The sequence below is a fragment of the Streptomyces pallidus (ex Mingjun et al. 2026) genome (assembly GCF_051550185.1).
Classification (GTDB): Bacteria; Actinomycetota; Actinomycetes; order Streptomycetales; family Streptomycetaceae; genus Streptomyces.
On record NZ_CP196181.1, the window covers coordinates 5,872,045 to 5,889,954 of the forward strand.

The following is a 17,910-nucleotide window of genomic DNA, read 5'->3' on the forward strand; positions in this document are numbered from 1 at the left end:
CCCCTGATGGGAACGGCGCCTTCGGATCCCTAGATTCGAAGGACGAGCCCCTCCCCTCCGCACACCCCGGAAGGCCCCCATGCCGGCCACCCCGCCCGCCCCCGTCCACCGCACCGCCGGCGCCGACGTCCGCCTGCACTGGTGGGCCCTGGCCCTGCCCGCCCTCGCCTTCGGCCTCCTGCTGCTGCTCCTCGCAGGATCCGGCGAGATCCAGGCCACCGCCGACGAGACCGCCCCCCTGCTCCAGGTCAGCGAACAGCTGCTGCGCGCCGCCGGCTGATCCGGCCCGCGCGGCCGCGTGAGCCGCGCACGCCGCAGGTGCGCCTCCCGTGCGCGGACGGGCCCCCAACACCCTCCGCTGCACGGCCCGATCCGTGCGAAGCTGGGGCCATGAGCGCCGACACACCCCGCAGGATCGTCCTCCTCCGGCACGCCAAGGCCGACTGGCCCCAGGTGGCCGACCACGACCGCCCGCTGGCGGAACGCGGCCGCAAGGAGGCACCGGCCGCCGGACTGAAGCTGGCCGAGGCCGGCATCGCCTTCGACCTGGCCCTCTGCTCCACCGCAGCCCGCACCCGCGAGACGTGGAAGCTCGCCGTCCAGGAACTGCCGCACCGCCCGAAGACCGTGTACGAGGAGAGGCTGTACGAAGCCTCGCTCGGCGAGCTCATCGCCCTCCTCAACGAAACCCCCGACGAGGTCGCGGACCTCCTCGTGATCGGACACAACCCCGGCATGCACGCCCTCGCCGACGCCCTCGCCGGCCGCGTCGAGGGCGACGCCCTGGCCCGGATGACCCGCAGCGGCTTCCCGACCGCCGCGCTCGCGGTCGTCTCCTTCACGGGGTCCTGGAAGTCCCTGGAACACGGAGTGGGCACGCTGCTCGACTTCTGGACGCCCGCGGACCACTGACCACCGGCCCGCGGCGGGGCCTGCAGGACGAGGGGACGGGCCCCGGCGGTCGAACCGCCGGGGCCCGTCCCCGTTGCCGTGCGCGCGGCCGTACCCGTGCGCGGACGGGCGGACCGGTCAGGTCAGGCCGGCGGCCTCGACCTCCTCGCGGGTGATCCCGAGCAGGTACAGCACGGTGTCCAGGAACGGCACGTTGACCGCGGTGTGCGCGGCCTCGCGGACCACCGGCTTGGCGTTGAAGGCCACCCCCAGCCCGGCCGCGTTCAGCATGTCCAGGTCGTTCGCGCCGTCGCCGATCGCCACCGTCTGCTCCAGCGGTACGCCGGCCTCCTGCGCGAAGCGGCGCAGCAGCCGGGCCTTCCCGGCCCGGTCCACGATCTCGCCCGTGACCCGGCCGGTGAGCTTGCCGTCGACGATCTCCAGGGTGTTGGCGGAGGCGAAGTCCAGCCCCAGCCGCTCCCGCAGATCGTCCGTGACCTGCGTGAACCCGCCGGAGACCACGCCCACCTGGTAGCCGAGCTGCTTGAGGGTGCGGATCAGCGTCCGCGCCCCGGGGGTCAGCCGCACCTCGGCCCGGACCTTCTCCACCACCGAGGCGTCCAGCCCCGCCAGCAGCGCCACCCGGGCGTGCAGCGACTGCTCGAAGTCCAGTTCGCCGCGCATGGCCCGCTCGGTCACTGCGGCCACCTCGGGCTCGCAGCCCGCGTGCGCGGCGAACAGCTCGATGACCTCGTCCTGGATCAGGGTCGAGTCCACGTCCATGACGATCAGGCGCTGGGCCCGCCGGTGCAGGCCCGCCGAGACCACCGCCACGTCGACGCCGATGTGTGCCGCGGCCGTGGCCAGCGCGGTGCGCAGCGGCTCCGTCTCGCAGCCGGACACGGCGAACTCGACCGCCGTCACCGGATACTTGGCGAGCCGGAAGATACGGTCGATGTTGCCGCCCGTGGCGGTGATCCGGGCGGCGACCGCCGCCGTGGACTCGGCGGTCAGCGGGTGGCCGAGCACGGTGACGTGGGAGCGGCCGGTGCCGCGCGGCCGGTTGTCGCCGGTGCCGGACAGGATCTCCGCCTGCATCTTGAGCGACTCGGCCCAGCTGTGGACGGTGGCCCGCAGCTCGCCCTCGGTGCCGTGCTTGGGCGTGGTGACGAGGGCGCACAGCACGATGCGGCCACGGGTGACGACCTGCTCGATGTCGACCACGTCGACGGAGAAGGCGGCCAGGGTGTCGAACAGTCCCGCGGTGATCCCGGGACGGTCCTTACCGAAGATCTTGACGAGGAGGGTGGGGACGTCTGAGGTCTGCGAAGCGCTCATGGTGCCCTCACCGTATCTTCCCGGCCCGCGGGGGCGTCAGGCCCGTCCCACCCACCGGGATCGGTTTCCCCCGCTCAGAGGCGGCGGCGGGGCCGGAATCGTCGATCAAGAAGTCCCGTATCGCACGCTCCGGGCGACTTGCCCCCGCGGTCCGCCGGCGGCCCGGCAAGGCCCCGATTCCACATGTGGGCGCAGGCCTGAAATAGTTCCCCCGGATGTTAGCCATCCCTAGACTCCCTGGCGTCGGACTCCCTGACGGCCAGGGGGATTCTCGGGGGACCTAAGTGGGGCTGGAGTGCCGGAACTCGTACTGGAATTGAATGGAAGGACCTGGACGCTGGATCCGTCCAGGTCGTACTCGCTGGGGCGCGACCCCCAGGGAGACGTGGTGATCGATGACGCCCGGGTTTCCTGGCGGCACGCCACCATCGCTTGGAACGGCCGGGGTTGGGGCATCGAGGACCACGGCAGCACCAACGGCACGTACGTGCGGGGTGCGCGGGTCCAGCAGGTGGAGCTCGTGCCGGGCACGCCGGTCCACCTCGGCAACGCCACGGACGGGCCGCGGCTGGATCTGAGCGTTGCCGGCGCGCCGCAGCAGGCCGCCGTGCCGCAGCAGCAGGCCCCGGCCTACCAGGCCCCGGCTCCCGCCTACCAGGCCCCGGCCCAGGCGCAGGCCGCCCCGGCGTACCAGCCTCCGGCCCAGCAGCAGGGGTGGCCCCAGCCGCAGCAGCAGGCGCCCGCCCAGCAGCAGCACTTCCCGCAGCAGCAGGGCGCGCCCGCCGGCCACGGCGGCGACCGCAGCCCGACGACCTTCCACCAGATCGCCGTCGGCCGCGTCATGCGCATCGGCCGTGCCCTGGACAACGAGCTCGTCGTCTCCGACCTGCAGGTCTCGCGGCACCACGCGGAGTTCCGCTCCGCCGGCGGCCGCTTCGAGATCCACGACCTCGGCAGCCACAACGGCACCTACGTCAACGGCCAGCCGCTGGCCAAGTCCGGCTCGGCGCTGCTCGGCCCGAACGACATCGTCGGCGTCGGCCACTCCACGTTCCGGATCGTCGGCGACCGGCTGGAGGAGTTCGTCGACTCCGGTGACGTCTCCTTCTCCGCCCGCCACCTCACGGTCACGGTCGACGGCGGCAAGCAGATCCTCAAGGACGTCACCTTCGGCGTCCCGGAGAAGTCGCTGATCGGCGTCATCGGCCCGTCCGGTTCCGGCAAGTCGACCCTCCTCAAGGCGCTGACCGGCTACCGGCCCGCCGACCAGGGCGAAGTCCTCTACGACAACCGCAACCTGTACAAGCAGTTCGCGGAGCTCCGCCAGCGCATCGGCCTGGTCCCGCAGGACGACATCCTGCACAAGGAGCTGAAGGTCGCGACCGCCCTGAAGTACGCGGCCAAGCTCCGCTTCCCCGGCGACACCGCCGAGTCCGAGCGCGCCGCGCGCATCGACGAGGTGCTGCGCGAGCTGAAGCTCGACATCCACAAGGACAAGAAGATCACCGCGCTCTCGGGTGGTCAGCGCAAGCGCGTGTCCGTGGCCCTGGAGCTGCTCACCAAGCCGTCGCTGATCTTCCTGGACGAGCCGACCTCCGGCCTCGACCCGGGCATGGACCGCGACGTCATGCAGCTGCTGCGCGGCCTCGCCGACGACGGCCGCACGGTCCTCGTCGTCACCCACTCCGTGGCCGAGCTGTCGCTGTGCGACAAGCTGCTGGTCATGGCCCCGGGCGGTTCGGTGGCCTACTTCGGCCCGCCGGACGAGGCGCTCAACTTCTTCGGCTACGCCACGTGGGCGGACGTCTTCTCGGCGTTCGAGAACTACCGCGACTACGACTGGGCCGGCCGCTGGAAGGGCTCGCAGCACTACCAGCTGTACGCCGCCGACCTCGACGCGGTCGCCCCGCAGTCGGTGGCCATGCCGCCGCAGCAGATGATCCCGCCGAAGCCGCAGGCCTGGGGCTCGCAGCTGTGGACCCTGATGCGCCGCTACCTGTCGGTCATCGCCTCCGACAAGGGCTTCCTCGCCCTCATGGTGATCATGCCCGCGGTCATCGGCATCGTCTCCACCGTGATCCCGGCGAAGTTCGGCCTCGCACCGCCGACGCCGCCGAGCCGCTTCAACGGCGACGCCGGAACGATCATGCTGATCCTCGCGGTCGGCATGTGCTTCTCCGGTTCCGCCAACTCGGTCCGTGAGCTGATCAAGGAGCGGGTCATCTACGAGCGGGAACGCGCGACGGGCCTGTCCCGTTCGGCGTACCTGATGTCGAAGGTGATCGTCCTCGGCGTCATCACGGCCCTCCAGAGCGGGATCATGTGCGCGATCGCGTTCACCCCGCGCAAGCTCCCCGTCGAGGGCGTGTTCATGGACCCGGCCACCGAGCTGTGCATCTCGGTGATCGCGCTCGGCCTCACCTCGATGATGTTCGGCCTGGTCATCTCCTCGCTGGTGAAGACCGCCGAGAAGACCATGCCGCTGCTGGTCATGTTCGCGATCATCCAGGTCGTGTTCACGGGCCTGCTGTTCCAGATCTACGACAAGCCCGGCCTGGAGCAGTTCGCCTGGCTGATGCCCTCCCGCTGGGCCATCGCCGCCGCCGGCACCACCCTGAACCTGGCCAAGCTGATGGCGCCGTTCGACCAGCAGCACCCGGAGAACACCGACCCGCTGTGGGACCCCACCGGCGGCCAGTGGACGCTGAACATCATCGTCCTGCTCGCCCTCGGCATCGCCTGCGGCTTCGCGGTGCAGCGCCTGCTGCGCCGCCACGAGCCCGAGGTCATGCGCAACTAGCGGCGGCAGCGCGACCGCGCGACGCACAAGCGCCTCAGGGCGGTACCCGGATCGCGGGTACCGCCCTGAGGCGTTCGAAGAGTTGCTGCGGAGGTGTCCGCGAGGTGCCTAGTAGGCGCTGTTCACGTTGTCGATGGTGCCGTAGCGGTCGGCCGCGTAGTTGCAGGCGGCGACGATGTTGGCGACCGGGTCGTACTGGTCGAACTTGGTGCCCGGCACGTGGTAGGCCTTGAAGGTCGGGTAGATGACCTGGAGCAGACCCTTGGACGGGATGCCGTTCTTGGCGTTGATGTCCCAGTTGTTGATGGCCAGCGGGTTGCCCGAGGACTCGCGCATCACGTTCTTGTGGATGCCCGCGTAGGTGCCCGGGATGCCCTCCTTCTTCATGATGAAGAGCGCTTCCTTGATCCAGCCGTCCAGGTTGTTCGCGAAGACCGGCTTGCGGGCGGCCGCACGGCTGGCGGCCTGCGCGCGGGCCTTCTTCGCCGCGGCCTCGGCCTTGGCCTTCGCGGCGGCGGCGGCGGCTGCGGCGTCGGCCTTGGCCTTGGCCGCGGCGGCCGCGTCCTGGGCGGCGACGGCCTGCTGGGCGGTCAGGGTGGTCTGGGCGGTCATCGCCACGGGGGCGGCGACGGCGGCCTCGGCCGTACCGGTGTTGGCGGCACCGCCGGGGACGAGGGTGGCGGCAACGGCAGCGGCACCGACGGTGGCGACGGCGGCGAAGGACATCTTGTGCGCCTTCGTCATGCGACGGCCACGAATGCTGGTCTTGGACATGCGGTAGCAACCTCTTCGAATCGCGGGGGCCGCAGGAGGACGCCGGGAGGATCTGGGGATCCGCGGTGCCGTGCGGCGGGAGCAATTCTTAGCGGCGGCAAAATCCTGGTGCAAAGGTGTGACGTACGATCCTGCTTAGTGGATCAGGGGCCCCGCCCAGATGTGGAATTTCCCCCCGGACACCGGACAGAACAGCACTGATGCGACCTTTACGCGTCCACTACGTGCCTTCGTAAGTGACGTGGGTCCTATGCGCGGGCTCACATCGGCCGTGTAACGGCATCGCCAACCGTTGCCACCGCAATTCGTTCCGTCACGCCCTGCGACGTACGGACGACGTCACCGGCCCACGGCCTCCACCCCGAGGACCGCATCCGCCCGCCGCCCTCCTCCCCGAGGAGGACCCCCGCCCGCCCACGGGCCTAGGCCCGCGGCCCGATCCCGCAGGTCAGCGCCGCGAGTACGGTGACCCCATGCACAACGGACCGCGCAGCGGACTCGCCGCCGTGAGCACCGCACTGCTCGCCATGAGCCGCCGACTGGAGGTGCGCGACGTCCTGCGCACGATCGTCGTCTCCGCCCGCGAACTGCTCGACGCCCGCTACGCGGCCCTCGGCGTCCCGGACGACCACGGCGGCTTCGCCCAGTTCGTCGTCGACGGCATCAGCGAGGACCAGTGGCGCCGCATCGGCCCGCTGCCCCGCCAGCACGGCATCCTCGCCGCGATGCTCCACCAGGAGGAAGCCGAGCGGTTCGCCGACGTGCGCAAGGACCCCCGCTTCGAGGGCTGGCCCGCCGGCCACCCCGAGATGTCCGACTTCCTCGGCCAGCCCATCCGGGACGGCGAGGAGACCCTCGGCGCCCTCTTCCTCGCCGACAAGCGGGTCCCCGGCGGCTTCACCGACGAGGACGAGGAGCTCCTCGGCCTCCTCGCCCAGCACGCGGCGATCGCCCTCACCAACGCCCGGCTCTACGAGCGCAGCCGCGAGCTGACCATCACCGAGGAGCGCTCCCGCCTCGCCCACGAGCTGCACGACGCCGTCAGCCAGAAGCTGTTCTCCCTGCGCCTGACCGCCCAGGCCGCCGCCGCCCTCGTCGACCGCGACCCGGCCCGCGCCAAGGAGGAACTGCACCAGGTCGCCGTGCTCGCCGCCGAGGCCGCCGACGAACTGCGCGCCGCCGTCACCGAGCTGCGCCCCGCCGGCCTCGACGAGGACGGGCTGGCCGCCACCCTCCGCGGCCAGGTCCGGGTCCTCGACCGCGCCCACAGCGCCCGCGTCACCTTCACCTGCGACGGCGTACGCGCGCTGCCCGCCGCCCAGGAGGAAGCCCTGCTCCGGGTCGCCCAGGAGGCCCTCCACAACGCCCTGCGGCACGCGGACGCCGAACGCGTCGAGGTCGTCCTCGCCCGCCGCGGCCCGGGCGCCGTCCTCACCGTCGAGGACGACGGCCGCGGCTTCGACCCCCGGGCGGTCCGCGCGGCCGGCCGCCACCTGGGCCTGGTCTCCATGCGGGACCGGGCCGGCGGCGTCGGCGGCCGCCTGACCGTGCACTCGGCGCCCGGTTCGGGCACCACGATCGAGATGGAGGTGCCCGGTGGCTGACACGCCCGGGCGGACCCGCATCGGAGTACTGCTCGTCGACGACCACCAGGTGGTCCGGCGGGGCCTGCGCACGTTCCTGGAGGTCCAGGACGACATCGAGGTGGTCGGCGAGGCGGCCGACGGGGAGGAGGGCGTGGCCCGCGCCGAGGAACTGCGGCCCGACGTGATCCTGATGGACGTCACCATGCCGGGCACCGACGGCATCGAGGCCCTGCGCCGCCTGCGCGTCCTCGCCAACCCGGCCCGGGTCCTCGTCGTCACCAGCTTCACCGAGCAGCGGACGGTCGTCCCGGCCCTGCGCGCCGGCGCCGCGGGATACGTCTACAAGGACGTCGACCCCGACGCCCTGGCCGGAGCCATCCGCTCCGTCCACGCCGGGCACGTGGTGCTCCAGCCGGAGGTGGCCGAAGCACTCCTCTCCCAGGAGGAGCAGTCCGGGTCCGGCCGCGGCGGCTCGCTGACCGAGCGGGAGCAGGAGGTCCTTGCCCTCATCGCGGACGGCCGCTCGAACCGGGAGATCGCCCGCGCACTCGTCCTGTCGGAGAAGACCGTCAAGACGCACGTCTCGAACATCCTGATGAAGCTGGACCTCGCGGACCGCACCCAGGCGGCCCTGTGGGCCGTCCGGCACGGCACCGCCGGCTGACGGCGTCCAGCGCCGTTGAGGATTTTCATACCGTCGGGTGTATGTCGCCCACATGGCGTATCCCCCGCGCCGGGCGACCGTTCTCCATGGCGTGCCGCGGCGGACGCCCGCGGCAGATGCCTGGAGGACGAGAACGTGAAGAACACCAAGAAGGCCACTGCCATCACCCTGATCGCGGGCAGCCTCCTTGCCGCGGGAGCCGGCGTCTCCGCGGCGCACGGCAGCGGTGCCTCCGCCTGCGGCGAGGCCGCGGGCTCGCCCGGCGTGGCCTCGGGGAACCTGGTCCAGGCCCCCGTGCACGTCCCCGTGAACGCGGTCGGCAACACGGTCACCGTCGTCGGCCTGCTGAACGGCGTCTGGGGCAACGCCGGCGTCAACCACTGACGCGCCGCCCCCCGCCACCGGCCCCGCCTCTCCCCACTCTCCCCGGGAGGCGGGGCCGCCCCGCACCCGGAGCGGCCCGCAGGGTCCGGCCCGGCCGGGCTCCTCACGGCCGGGCCCCGACCGGTCGCCGTCAGCCGCGCTCCCGCTCCTCCACCGCCGCGTTGTACGCCGCCACCAGCGCCCGCCGCGCCACCCGCTCCACCGGCCGCAGGGCCTCCGCCCGCGCCGCCATCTCCGAGGCCGCCACCGCACCCCCGTGCCCGCGCTCGTACGCCAGCGACACCAGCAGGGCCACCCGCTGCGCCAGCGCCAGCACCCGCACCGCCCGCGCCGGATACCCCGGAGCCAGCGCCTCCCGCCCGGCTTCCGCCCGCGCCCGGTACGCCGACAGCGCGGCCTCGGCCGCCGGCCCCGACGCCGCCACGTCCAGCCGCGTCAGCACGACCGTCGCCTCGCGCATCCCCTCGGCCAGCTCCCGCTCCGCCTCGCCGAGCGACGGCACGTCCGCGGGCGGCGCCTCCCGCACCGGCAGGCAGTGCCACACCACCTCCACGTGCACGTCCCCCGCCGGCCCCGCCTCCGTGACCTCCGGCACCAGACCCAGCGCCGCGCCCATCGCGACGACCGCCTCGCCGGCCTCCAGCGCCCGCTCGTTGAACTCCGCGGGCCCGCTCAGCCCCAGCGGGTGCCCCGGCACCGGCAGCGCCACCCGCAGCCCGGTCACCCCCAGTGCCCGCAGCCGGCCCAGTGCCAGCGTGAGCCCCACCGGGGCCTCCTCGCCCGGCAGCCCCGCCACCCGGTGCACGGCGTCCTCGCCCACGATCGACATCGCGGCCTCGTCGGGCGAGACGAGACCGGACAGCAGCGCGTTCCCCCAGGCGGCCAGCCGCCCTGAACGTGGTTCGAAAAGCATCCCCCCACTCTACGGACGGGCCCGGATCCGGCCCCGCAGCCGGGCCCGCGCCCGGACCCCTCCCCGAGTGGCGTAGGTTTTCCCCTGGGGCTGCGCCTACCGGTGCACTGACGAACCAAGACTGCAAGGGGAGACAACGCGCTCATGAGCGATGTACTGGAGCTGGTGGACGTATCCGTGGTCCGCGAGGGCCGGGCTCTGGTGGACCAGGTCTCCTGGTCGGTCAAGGAAGGGGAGCGCTGGGTCATCCTCGGCCCCAACGGCGCCGGGAAGACCACCCTGCTCAACATCGCGTCCAGCTACCTCTTCCCCACCAAGGGCACCGCCACCATCCTCGGCAGCACCCTGGGCAAGGTGGACGTGTTCGAGCTGCGCCCGCGCATCGGCATCGCCGGCATCGCGATGGCCGACAAGCTCCCCAAGAAGCAGACCGTCCTCCAGACCGTCCTCACCGCCGCGTACGGCATGACGGCGACCTGGCAGGAGGAGTACGAGGCCGTCGACGAGCAGCGCGCCCGCGCCTTCCTCGACCGGCTCGGCATGAGCGACTACCTCGACCGGAAGTTCGGCACCCTCTCCGAGGGCGAGCGCAAGCGCACCCTGATCGCCCGCGCCCTGATGACCGACCCCGAGCTCCTCCTCCTCGACGAGCCCGCCGCCGGCCTCGACCTCGGCGGCCGCGAGGACCTCGTACGCCGCCTCGGCCGCCTCGCCCGCGACCCCCTCGCCCCCTCCATGGCGATGGTCACGCACCACGTCGAGGAGATCGCCCCCGGCTTCACCCACGTCCTGATGATCCGCCAGGGCAAGGTCGTCACCGCCGGACCCATCGACCTCGAACTCACCTCCCGCAACCTGTCCCTCTGCTTCGGCCTCCCCCTCGTCGTCGAGCGCCACGACAACGACCGCTGGACCGCCCAGGGCCTGCCCCTGCGTTAGTCGCACCCTGTCCCGACCGCGCCCGCCGGACCTACCATGACGACGTGAACATCGACGCATGGGTGTGGTGGCTCATAGGCGCGGTCGGGCTCGGCATCCCCCTCGTCCTGACGGCCATGCCGGAGTTCGGCATGTTCGCCGTCGGTGCGCTCGCGGCCGCCGTCACGGCGGCCCTCGGCGGGGGAGCGGTCGCCCAGGTCCTCGTCTTCGTCATCGTGTCGGTCGCACTCACCGCCGTCGTCCGCTCGATCGCCAACCACCATCGCGAGCGGCCCCAACACCGCACCGGAGTCGACGCGTTGAAGGGCAGAACGGCCCTCGTCGTCGAACGCGTCGACGGCACCGGGGGCCGGATCAAACTCGCCGGCGAAATCTGGTCCGCCCGCAGCCTCGACGCGGACAGCACCTTCGAACCCGGGCAGCAGGTGGACGTCGTGGAGATCGACGGAGCCACCGCCGTCGTCATGTGAGCTTCTGAGCCAAGCAGCCGACCCGCGGCCCCGGGGTCTGCGAGACTCCGATTCAACGGGGCAGTACAGACAGCCGGAAGGGCACGGGGAACCGCATGCAACCGATCATCATCGTCCTGATCATTCTGGTGGTTCTGGTCTTCATCGCACTGGTCAAGACGATCCAGGTGATCCCGCAGGCCAGTGCAGCCATCGTCGAACGGTTCGGCCGCTACACCCGCACCCTCAACGCGGGCCTCAACATCGTGGTCCCGTTCATCGACTCCATCCGCAACCGCATCGACCTCCGCGAGCAGGTCGTGCCGTTCCCGCCGCAGCCGGTCATCACCCAGGACAACCTGGTCGTCAACATCGACACGGTCATCTACTACCAGGTCACCGACGCCCGCGCCGCGACGTACGAGGTCGCCAGCTACATCCAGGCCATCGAGCAGCTCACCGTCACCACCCTGCGCAACATCATCGGCGGCATGGACCTGGAGCGGACCCTCACCTCCCGCGAGGAGATCAACGCCGCCCTGCGCGGCGTCCTCGACGAGGCCACCGGCAAGTGGGGCATCCGCGTCAACCGCGTCGAGCTCAAGGCCATCGACCCGCCGACCTCCATCCAGGACTCGATGGAGAAGCAGATGCGCGCCGACCGCGACAAGCGCGCCTCCATCCTCCAGGCCGAGGGCGTCCGCCAGTCCGAGATCCTCAAGGCCGAGGGCGAGAAGCAGTCCGCCATCCTCCGCGCCGAGGGCGAGGCCAGGGCCGCCGCCCTCAAGGCCGAGGGCGAGGCCCAGGCCATCCGTACGGTCTTCGAGTCCATCCACGCCGGCGACGCCGACCAGAAGCTCCTCGCCTACCAGTACCTCCAGATGCTCCCCAAGCTCGCCGAGGGCGACGCCAACAAGCTCTGGATCGTGCCCAGCGAGATCGGCGACGCCCTCAAGGGCCTCTCCGGCGCCATGGGCAACTTCGGCCCCGTGAACGGCGGTTCGGGCTTCAACCCGCTCAACACCACCAAGACCGCCGGGAACGGCACCACCAACGGCCACGGACACAACGGGAGCAACGGCACGGAACGCCGCGAGCAGCCCCCGATCGACTGACCCGCGGAACCACGGGCCCGTCCCCTCCTGCATGATCAGTACGGCCCCTCGACCTTCATGGCGGGGAGGCGTCTCACTCATGCAAAGGGGATGGCCCAGTCCATGTCCATCTGGGAATCACTCGCCGTGTTCGCGGCCGGCATCGGCGCCGGCACCATCAACACGATCGTCGGCTCCGGCACCCTCATCACCTTCCCGGTGCTGCTCGCCACCGGACTCAGCCCGGTCACCGCCAACGTCTCCAACACCCTCGGCCTGGTGCCCGGTTCGCTCAGCGGAGCCTTCGGCTACCGCAAGGAGCTCCGCGGCCAGCGCCGCCGCATCATCCGCCTCGGCGCCGTCTCGCTCGTCGGCGGTCTCGCCGGCGCCGTCCTGCTCCTCACCCTGCCGTCGGAGTCCTTCGACACGATCGTGCCCGTCCTCATCGGGCTCGCGCTCGTCCTCGTCGTCCTCCAGCCCCGCCTCGCGGCCGCCCTGCGCCGCCGCCAGGAAGCCGCCGGACGGGACGGCGGCCACCCCGACGGCGGGCCCGTCCTCCTCGGCGGCATGCTCGCCGCCAGCGCGTACGGCGGCTACTTCGGCGCCGCCCAGGGCGTGCTCTACCTCGCCCTGATGGGGCTGCTGCTCCACGACGACATGCAGCGCATCAACGCCGTCAAGAACGTCCTCGCCGCCCTCGTCAACGGCATCGCCGCCGTCTTCTTCCTCTTCGTCGCCGACTTCGACTGGACCGCCGTCCTCCTCATCGCCGTCGGCTCGACCATAGGCGGCCAGATCGGCGCGAAGGTCGGCCGTCGCCTCCCGCCCACCGCACTCCGCGCGGTGATCGTCGTGGTCGGCACCCTCGCCATCGTCCAGCTGCTGCTGCGCTGAACCCCCGCGCTCGTACACCCCGTACGAACACGGCGGCGGCCCGTCCCCCAGGTGGGGGGCGGGCCGCCGCGCCGCACCGGGGCGCCGTACGGGACTAGGCCGAGGGCGCCAGCCACTCCGGCAGCGCGTCCTGCCCCCGCGCGCCCAGGGCCAGCAGCATCGCGTCCGCCGGCGAGGGCACGAACGGCTCGCGCAGCAGCGGCATGCCCGCCTCCTCCGGAGTCCGGTCCGCCTTGCGGTGGTTGTCCTCGGCGCAGGACGCCACCGTGTTCAGCCAGGTGTCCCCACCGCCCTGCGCCCGCGGCACCACATGGTCCACGGTCGTCGCCCGCTTCCCGCAGTACGCGCACCGGTGCTGGTCCCGGACCAGCACCCCCCGCCGCGACCACGCCGCGTGTCTTCGGAACGGAACCCGGACGTACCGGCACAACCTGATCACCCGCGGCATCGGCAGATCCATGGTGGCCCCGCGGACACGCAGTTCGGGGTGCGACTGCTCGACGACGGCCTTGTCCTGGAGCACCAGAACGACGGCCCGGTTCAACGTCACCGTCGACAGCGGCTCGAAGCTCGCATTCAGCACCAGCGTGTCCCGCATTCTCGCCCACCTCCCGTGCGCAGGCCCGCGACCACCCTGGCGGCAGGGCCCGCAACCACTCTGGCCGCGCGCGCCACGCGGGACAACGCAATAAAAAATGCCCGGTCCTGGCCGCCTTCAGACCAGGACCGGGCAAACGGAAGGCGAACGATCAGTTCTGGGGGGCCTCGTACTCACCGATCAGCTGGGCCCGACCCAGCGAGTGGAAACGCAGGTTGAAGCCGACCACGGCCGGGGAGACGTCCCCGCCCGGGCCCAGCTTCTCCTGGTCCACCGCGTACACGGTGAACACGTAGCGGTGCCGCTCCCCGGCCGGCGGGGCCGCCCCGCCGAAGTCCTTCGTGCCGTAGTCGTTGCGCACGTGCACGGCACCGGCCGGCAGGCCCTCGAACTTCCCGCTGCCCGCACCCGCCGGCAGCTCGGTGACCGAGGCGGGCAGGTCGAACAGCACCCAGTGCCAGAACCCGCTGCCCGTGGGGGCGTCCGGGTCGAAGCACGTCACCGCGAAGCTCTTCGTCCCCGCGGGGAAGCCCTCCCACCGCAGGTGCGGCGAGACGTTCCCGCCCTGCAGGACCTGACCGTCGCCGAGGTCGGCGCCGGGCTCCAGGTCGTCGCTCACCACCGAGAACGCGGGGACCTCCGGGTGGAAGTCGTGCGGAAGAGGTGCCCTGTTCTGCTCGGCCACTGCTGAACCTCCTGATCGCGAACCGGTACCGGGCCGGACTGGCCCGGTACCCGGCCCGAGCCTAGAACCAGTTGCGCTGCGAACCCACGGACGCGATCCACTCGTTGAGGTACGCCGCCCAGTCGGTTCCCTGGTAGGAGTGCAGGCCCACCTGGAAGCAGCGGTAGGTGTCGCTGCCCTCCGTGAACAGGCCCGACTTCTTGTCCATCTCCAGGACGACGTCCATCTCGTTGCCGTCCGAGACGAAGGTCAGCTCGACCTGGTTCAGGCCGCGGTACTGCGCCGGCGGCAGGAACTCGATCTCCTGGTAGAACGGCAGCGTCTGCCGCGTGCCGCGAATGTGCCCGCGCTCCATGTCCGCGCTGCGGAAGGTGAAGCCCAGCCGGCGGAACGCGTCCAGGATCGCCTGCTGCGCCGGCACCGGGTGGACGTTGATCGGGTCGAGGTCGCCGGCGTCCACCGCCCGCGCGATCTCCAGCTCGGTGCTCACCCCGATGTTCATCCCGTGCAGGTGCTGACCCTCGAAGTGGGTGATCGGGGTCTCCGCGGGGATCTCCAGCCCGAACGGCACCACGTGCAGGGCGCCCGGCTGGACCTTGAAGGCACCGCCGAGGCGCTGCTTGGTGAAGACGATGTCCTGCTTGTACTCCTGGTCGCCGCCCTCGACCTCGACCCGCGCCTGCAGACCCAGGGACAGACCCTCGATCTGCTGCTCCACCGACCCGCCCTGGATACGGACCTCGCCCTGGACGATCCCGCCAGGCACGACGTTCGGCTCGGTGATGATCGTGTCCACCGAGGCACCACCGGCACCCAGTGCGGCGAACAGCTTCTTGAACCCCATGCTCTGACTCCCCTTGAAGGACTCGTTCGACTAACCCTTACCAACGCGGAACCTTAGGGCCCGGTTGCAGGCGTGTCCGTTCCACTACGCTCGACCGGATGAGCGCGCGCACCGACCGTACGCCCCTGCCCCGGTCCTTCTTCGACCGGCCGGTCCTCACGGTGGCCCCGGACCTCCTCGGCCGCATCCTGGTCCGCCGTACTCCCGAGGGCCCCATCGAACTGCGCATCACGGAGGTCGAGGCGTACGAGGGCGAGGCCGACCCCGGCTCCCACGCCTACCGCGGACGCACCGAGCGCAACGCGTCGATGTTCGGCCCACCCGGACACGCGTACGTCTACTTCATCTACGGCATGTGGTTCAGCCTCAACCTGGTGTGCGGTCCGGCGGGCCGCGCCAGCGGGGTGCTGCTGCGCGCGGGGGAGATCACCGTGGGCAGGGACCTGGCTCGCAAACGTCGACTTTCGGCCAGAAACGACAGGGAACTCGCCAAAGGGCCGGCCCGCCTGGCGACCGCTCTGGAGGTGGACCGCTCCCTCGACGGCGCGGACCTCTGCGCCGGCCCCGATTCCCCCCTTTCCCTGCTGGAGGGCAGCCCCACCCCGCCCGACCTGGTGAGCAACGGTCCGCGCACGGGCGTCGGCGGCGCGGGAGCGGCCCATCCGTACCGCTACTGGATCACGCACGACCCCACGGTGAGCCCCTATCGCGCCCACGCGCCGCGCCGCCGCTCAACTTGACTCACCCTGGGCGGACGCCTAACGTAGCCCGAGCCGCTTGAACGGGTCACTGTCATCGACAGCCCCCGGAGCGGCAAACCACCACCTACTACGCACCCCTGACGGGGTCGAATTCGGCATGCCCGAATTCGAATCCAGCGGCTCGATTATGAGTTGCACGGGATAAGCGCTAAAGTGGTGGACGCCGAAAGGGAAAGCGCGAAAGCGAAGAACCGGAAAGCGGAGCGCGAAACACTCTGATAGAGTGGGAAACGCGAGAACGAAAGCCCGGAGGAAAGCCCGAGAGGGTGAGTACGAAGGAAGCGTCCGTTCCTTGAGAACTCAACAGCGTGCCAAAAATCAACGCCAGAAGTTGATACCCCGTCCACTTAGGTGGATGAGGTTCCTTTGAAAAGGCCTGCAGGGCCCACTAGTGGGGCGCTTGTAGGCGACAAACACAGCGAGGACGCAGTGGTCAGTCGGTCATATTCCGACCGTGGCTGACCCGCTCACCGTGATGTGTGCACCCGATTACGGGTAATCATTCATGGAGAGTTTGATCCTGGCTCAGGACGAACGCTGGCGGCGTGCTTAACACATGCAAGTCGAACGATGAAGCCCTTCGGGGTGGATTAGTGGCGAACGGGTGAGTAACACGTGGGCAATCTGCCCTTCACTCTGGGACAAGCCCTGGAAACGGGGTCTAATACCGGATACGACTGCGGGAGGCATCTCCTGTGGTGGAAAGCTCCGGCGGTGAAGGATGAGCCCGCGGCCTATCAGCTTGTTGGTGGGGTAATGGCCTACCAAGGCGACGACGGGTAGCCGGCCTGAGAGGGCGACCGGCCACACTGGGACTGAGACACGGCCCAGACTCCTACGGGAGGCAGCAGTGGGGAATATTGCACAATGGGCGAAAGCCTGATGCAGCGACGCCGCGTGAGGGATGACGGCCTTCGGGTTGTAAACCTCTTTCAGCAGGGAAGAAGCGAGAGTGACGGTACCTGCAGAAGAAGCGCCGGCTAACTACGTGCCAGCAGCCGCGGTAATACGTAGGGCGCAAGCGTTGTCCGGAATTATTGGGCGTAAAGAGCTCGTAGGCGGCTTGTCACGTCGGATGTGAAAGCCCGAGGCTTAACCTCGGGTCTGCATTCGATACGGGCTGGCTAGAGTGTGGTAGGGGAGATCGGAATTCCTGGTGTAGCGGTGAAATGCGCAGATATCAGGAGGAACACCGGTGGCGAAGGCGGATCTCTGGGCCATTACTGACGCTGAGGAGCGAAAGCGTGGGGAGCGAACAGGATTAGATACCCTGGTAGTCCACGCCGTAAACGTTGGGAACTAGGTGTTGGCGACATTCCACGTCGTCGGTGCCGCAGCTAACGCATTAAGTTCCCCGCCTGGGGAGTACGGCCGCAAGGCTAAAACTCAAAGGAATTGACGGGGGCCCGCACAAGCGGCGGAGCATGTGGCTTAATTCGACGCAACGCGAAGAACCTTACCAAGGCTTGACATATACCGGAAAGCATTAGAGATAGTGCCCCCCTTGTGGTCGGTATACAGGTGGTGCATGGCTGTCGTCAGCTCGTGTCGTGAGATGTTGGGTTAAGTCCCGCAACGAGCGCAACCCTTGTCCTGTGTTGCCAGCATGCCCTTCGGGGTGATGGGGACTCACAGGAGACCGCCGGGGTCAACTCGGAGGAAGGTGGGGACGACGTCAAGTCATCATGCCCCTTATGTCTTGGGCTGCACACGTGCTACAATGGCCGGTACAATGAGCTGCGATACCGTGAGGTGGAGCGAATCTCAAAAAGCCGGTCTCAGTTCGGATTGGGGTCTGCAACTCGACCCCATGAAGTCGGAGTCGCTAGTAATCGCAGATCAGCATTGCTGCGGTGAATACGTTCCCGGGCCTTGTACACACCGCCCGTCACGTCACGAAAGTCGGTAACACCCGAAGCCGGTGGCCCAACCCTTGTGGAGGGAGCTGTCGAAGGTGGGACTGGCGATTGGGACGAAGTCGTAACAAGGTAGCCGTACCGGAAGGTGCGGCTGGATCACCTCCTTTCTAAGGAGCACAGTACCGATTGCAGGCAAACGTTCTGCACGGTCAGCTCATGGGTGGAACGTTGATTAGTTGGCGCGATCGTGAGAGTCCTTCACTAGTACTGCTTCGGCGTGGAACGTGATGAGATCTTGAGGGATCGTGCTTGGCACGTTGTTGGGTCCTGAAGGCACGGCCGTTGGTCAGTCTTCAGTGCCGGCCCCAGTGAACTCACCTGCTTGTCGGGTGGGGTGATGGGTGGCTGGTCGTTGTTTGAGAACTACACAGTGGACG

General features: G+C 69.9%; 17 protein-coding genes and 1 rRNA gene. 12 read left to right on the forward strand and 6 right to left on the reverse strand.

The window, feature by feature from the left end:
* The first annotated feature begins 79 nt into the window (after positions 1-79).
* A complete protein-coding gene (locus tag ACSHWO_RS26045) occupies positions 80-280 on the forward strand; it encodes a hypothetical protein (RefSeq protein WP_385849806.1) in 201 nt (66 codons plus the stop codon).
* Between the two features lie 110 nt (positions 281-390).
* Positions 391-912 (forward strand): SixA phosphatase family protein, encoded by a 522-nt coding sequence (locus ACSHWO_RS26050; RefSeq protein WP_361087561.1) that lies wholly within the window; start codon positions 391-393, stop codon positions 910-912.
* Between the two features lie 117 nt (positions 913-1,029).
* Here the strand turns inward: ACSHWO_RS26050 and serB are convergent, their stop codons facing one another.
* Complete coding sequence (gene serB, locus ACSHWO_RS26055; RefSeq protein WP_361087558.1) at positions 1,030-2,229, reverse strand: phosphoserine phosphatase SerB; 1,200 nt, start codon at positions 2,227-2,229, stop codon at positions 1,030-1,032.
* Positions 2,230-2,524: 295 nt separating this feature from the next.
* Here serB and ACSHWO_RS26060 point away from each other — a divergent pair, with 295 nt between their 5' ends.
* Positions 2,525-5,029: an FHA domain-containing protein gene (locus tag ACSHWO_RS26060; protein ID WP_438315427.1), complete on the forward strand. Its 2,505-nt coding sequence runs from the start codon at positions 2,525-2,527 to the stop codon at positions 5,027-5,029.
* Between the two features lie 108 nt (positions 5,030-5,137).
* On the opposite strand, the gene ACSHWO_RS26065 is transcribed toward ACSHWO_RS26060, so the two are convergent.
* The gene (locus tag ACSHWO_RS26065) at positions 5,138-5,803 is read right to left on the reverse strand and encodes a transglycosylase SLT domain-containing protein (RefSeq protein WP_438315430.1); all 666 of its coding nucleotides are present in this window, start codon (positions 5,801-5,803) and stop codon (positions 5,138-5,140) included.
* A 473-nt stretch (positions 5,804-6,276) separates the two neighbouring features.
* Between ACSHWO_RS26065 and ACSHWO_RS26070 the strand changes: the two genes are divergently transcribed.
* The 3 genes from ACSHWO_RS26070 to ACSHWO_RS26080 all read left to right on the forward strand — a co-directional run bounded on the left by ACSHWO_RS26070 (position 6,277) and on the right by ACSHWO_RS26080 (position 8,437).
* Positions 6,277-7,407, forward strand: coding sequence for a GAF domain-containing sensor histidine kinase (locus ACSHWO_RS26070; RefSeq protein WP_438315433.1), 1,131 nt, complete (start codon positions 6,277-6,279; stop codon positions 7,405-7,407).
* Entirely contained in the window at positions 7,400-8,053 is a 654-nt protein-coding gene (locus tag ACSHWO_RS26075; RefSeq protein ID WP_438315436.1) for a response regulator, read from the forward strand. Before ACSHWO_RS26070 ends, ACSHWO_RS26075 begins: the two co-directional genes overlap by 8 nt.
* 135 nt (positions 8,054-8,188) lie before the next feature.
* Complete coding sequence (locus ACSHWO_RS26080; protein ID WP_385849802.1) at positions 8,189-8,437, forward strand: chaplin; 249 nt, start codon at positions 8,189-8,191, stop codon at positions 8,435-8,437.
* A 130-nt stretch (positions 8,438-8,567) separates the two neighbouring features.
* Here ACSHWO_RS26080 and ACSHWO_RS26085 read toward each other — a convergent pair whose 3' ends face one another.
* A complete protein-coding gene (locus tag ACSHWO_RS26085) occupies positions 8,568-9,350 on the reverse strand; it encodes a hypothetical protein (protein WP_385849801.1) in 783 nt (260 codons plus the stop codon).
* Between the two features lie 144 nt (positions 9,351-9,494).
* Between ACSHWO_RS26085 and ACSHWO_RS26090 the strand changes: the two genes are divergently transcribed.
* The 4 genes from ACSHWO_RS26090 to ACSHWO_RS26105 all read left to right on the forward strand — a co-directional run bounded on the left by ACSHWO_RS26090 (position 9,495) and on the right by ACSHWO_RS26105 (position 12,726).
* The gene (locus ACSHWO_RS26090; protein ID WP_361087536.1) at positions 9,495-10,289 is read left to right on the forward strand and encodes an ABC transporter ATP-binding protein; all 795 of its coding nucleotides are present in this window, start codon (positions 9,495-9,497) and stop codon (positions 10,287-10,289) included.
* Positions 10,290-10,333: 44 nt separating this feature from the next.
* Positions 10,334-10,759, forward strand: coding sequence for an NfeD family protein (locus ACSHWO_RS26095; RefSeq protein ID WP_385677900.1), 426 nt, complete (start codon positions 10,334-10,336; stop codon positions 10,757-10,759).
* A gap of 95 nt (positions 10,760-10,854) precedes the next feature.
* Complete coding sequence (locus tag ACSHWO_RS26100) at positions 10,855-11,853, forward strand: SPFH domain-containing protein (protein ID WP_361087531.1); 999 nt, start codon at positions 10,855-10,857, stop codon at positions 11,851-11,853.
* A gap of 102 nt (positions 11,854-11,955) precedes the next feature.
* A complete protein-coding gene (locus tag ACSHWO_RS26105) occupies positions 11,956-12,726 on the forward strand; it encodes a sulfite exporter TauE/SafE family protein (RefSeq protein ID WP_385849800.1) in 771 nt (256 codons plus the stop codon).
* A 94-nt stretch (positions 12,727-12,820) separates the two neighbouring features.
* Here the strand turns inward: ACSHWO_RS26105 and ACSHWO_RS26110 are convergent, their stop codons facing one another.
* From ACSHWO_RS26110 to ACSHWO_RS26120, 3 genes are all read right to left on the reverse strand, one after another.
* Entirely contained in the window at positions 12,821-13,324 is a 504-nt protein-coding gene (locus tag ACSHWO_RS26110) for an HNH endonuclease (RefSeq protein ID WP_404243118.1), read from the reverse strand.
* 151 nt (positions 13,325-13,475) lie between these two features.
* A complete protein-coding gene (locus ACSHWO_RS26115; RefSeq protein WP_385849798.1) occupies positions 13,476-14,009 on the reverse strand; it encodes a YbhB/YbcL family Raf kinase inhibitor-like protein in 534 nt (177 codons plus the stop codon).
* 61 nt (positions 14,010-14,070) lie between these two features.
* Positions 14,071-14,853: a sporulation protein gene (locus ACSHWO_RS26120; RefSeq protein ID WP_361087519.1), complete on the reverse strand. Its 783-nt coding sequence runs from the start codon at positions 14,851-14,853 to the stop codon at positions 14,071-14,073.
* Between the two features lie 98 nt (positions 14,854-14,951).
* Between ACSHWO_RS26120 and ACSHWO_RS26125 the strand changes: the two genes are divergently transcribed.
* Positions 14,952-15,593, forward strand: a complete 642-nt coding sequence (locus ACSHWO_RS26125) for a DNA-3-methyladenine glycosylase (RefSeq protein WP_361087516.1) — start codon at positions 14,952-14,954, stop codon at positions 15,591-15,593.
* Positions 15,594-16,116: 523 nt separating this feature from the next.
* A 16S ribosomal RNA gene (locus ACSHWO_RS26130) occupies positions 16,117-17,640 on the forward strand.
* Positions 17,641-17,910 lie beyond the last annotated feature (270 nt).

Bases quoted from the DNA above. Each gene is read 5' to 3' on its own strand.
- ACSHWO_RS26045 (WP_385849806.1), top strand. From the start codon at position 80: ATGCCGGCCACCCCGCCCGCCCCCGTCCACCGCACCGCCGGCGCCGAC.
- ACSHWO_RS26050 (WP_361087561.1), top strand. From the start codon at position 391: ATGAGCGCCGACACACCCCGCAGGATCGTCCTCCTCCGGCACGCCAAG.
- serB (WP_361087558.1), bottom strand. From the start codon at position 2,229: ATGAGCGCTTCGCAGACCTCAGACGTCCCCACCCTCCTCGTCAAGATC.
- ACSHWO_RS26065 (WP_438315430.1), bottom strand. From the start codon at position 5,803: ATGTCCAAGACCAGCATTCGTGGCCGTCGCATGACGAAGGCGCACAAG.
- ACSHWO_RS26070 (WP_438315433.1), top strand. From the start codon at position 6,277: ATGCACAACGGACCGCGCAGCGGACTCGCCGCCGTGAGCACCGCACTG.
- ACSHWO_RS26085 (WP_385849801.1), bottom strand. From the start codon at position 9,350: ATGCTTTTCGAACCACGTTCAGGGCGGCTGGCCGCCTGGGGGAACGCG.
- ACSHWO_RS26090 (WP_361087536.1), top strand. From the start codon at position 9,495: ATGAGCGATGTACTGGAGCTGGTGGACGTATCCGTGGTCCGCGAGGGC.
- ACSHWO_RS26100 (WP_361087531.1), top strand. From the start codon at position 10,855: ATGCAACCGATCATCATCGTCCTGATCATTCTGGTGGTTCTGGTCTTC.
- ACSHWO_RS26105 (WP_385849800.1), top strand. From the start codon at position 11,956: ATGTCCATCTGGGAATCACTCGCCGTGTTCGCGGCCGGCATCGGCGCC.
- ACSHWO_RS26110 (WP_404243118.1), bottom strand. From the start codon at position 13,324: ATGCGGGACACGCTGGTGCTGAATGCGAGCTTCGAGCCGCTGTCGACG.
- ACSHWO_RS26120 (WP_361087519.1), bottom strand. From the start codon at position 14,853: ATGGGGTTCAAGAAGCTGTTCGCCGCACTGGGTGCCGGTGGTGCCTCG.
- ACSHWO_RS26125 (WP_361087516.1), top strand. From the start codon at position 14,952: ATGAGCGCGCGCACCGACCGTACGCCCCTGCCCCGGTCCTTCTTCGAC.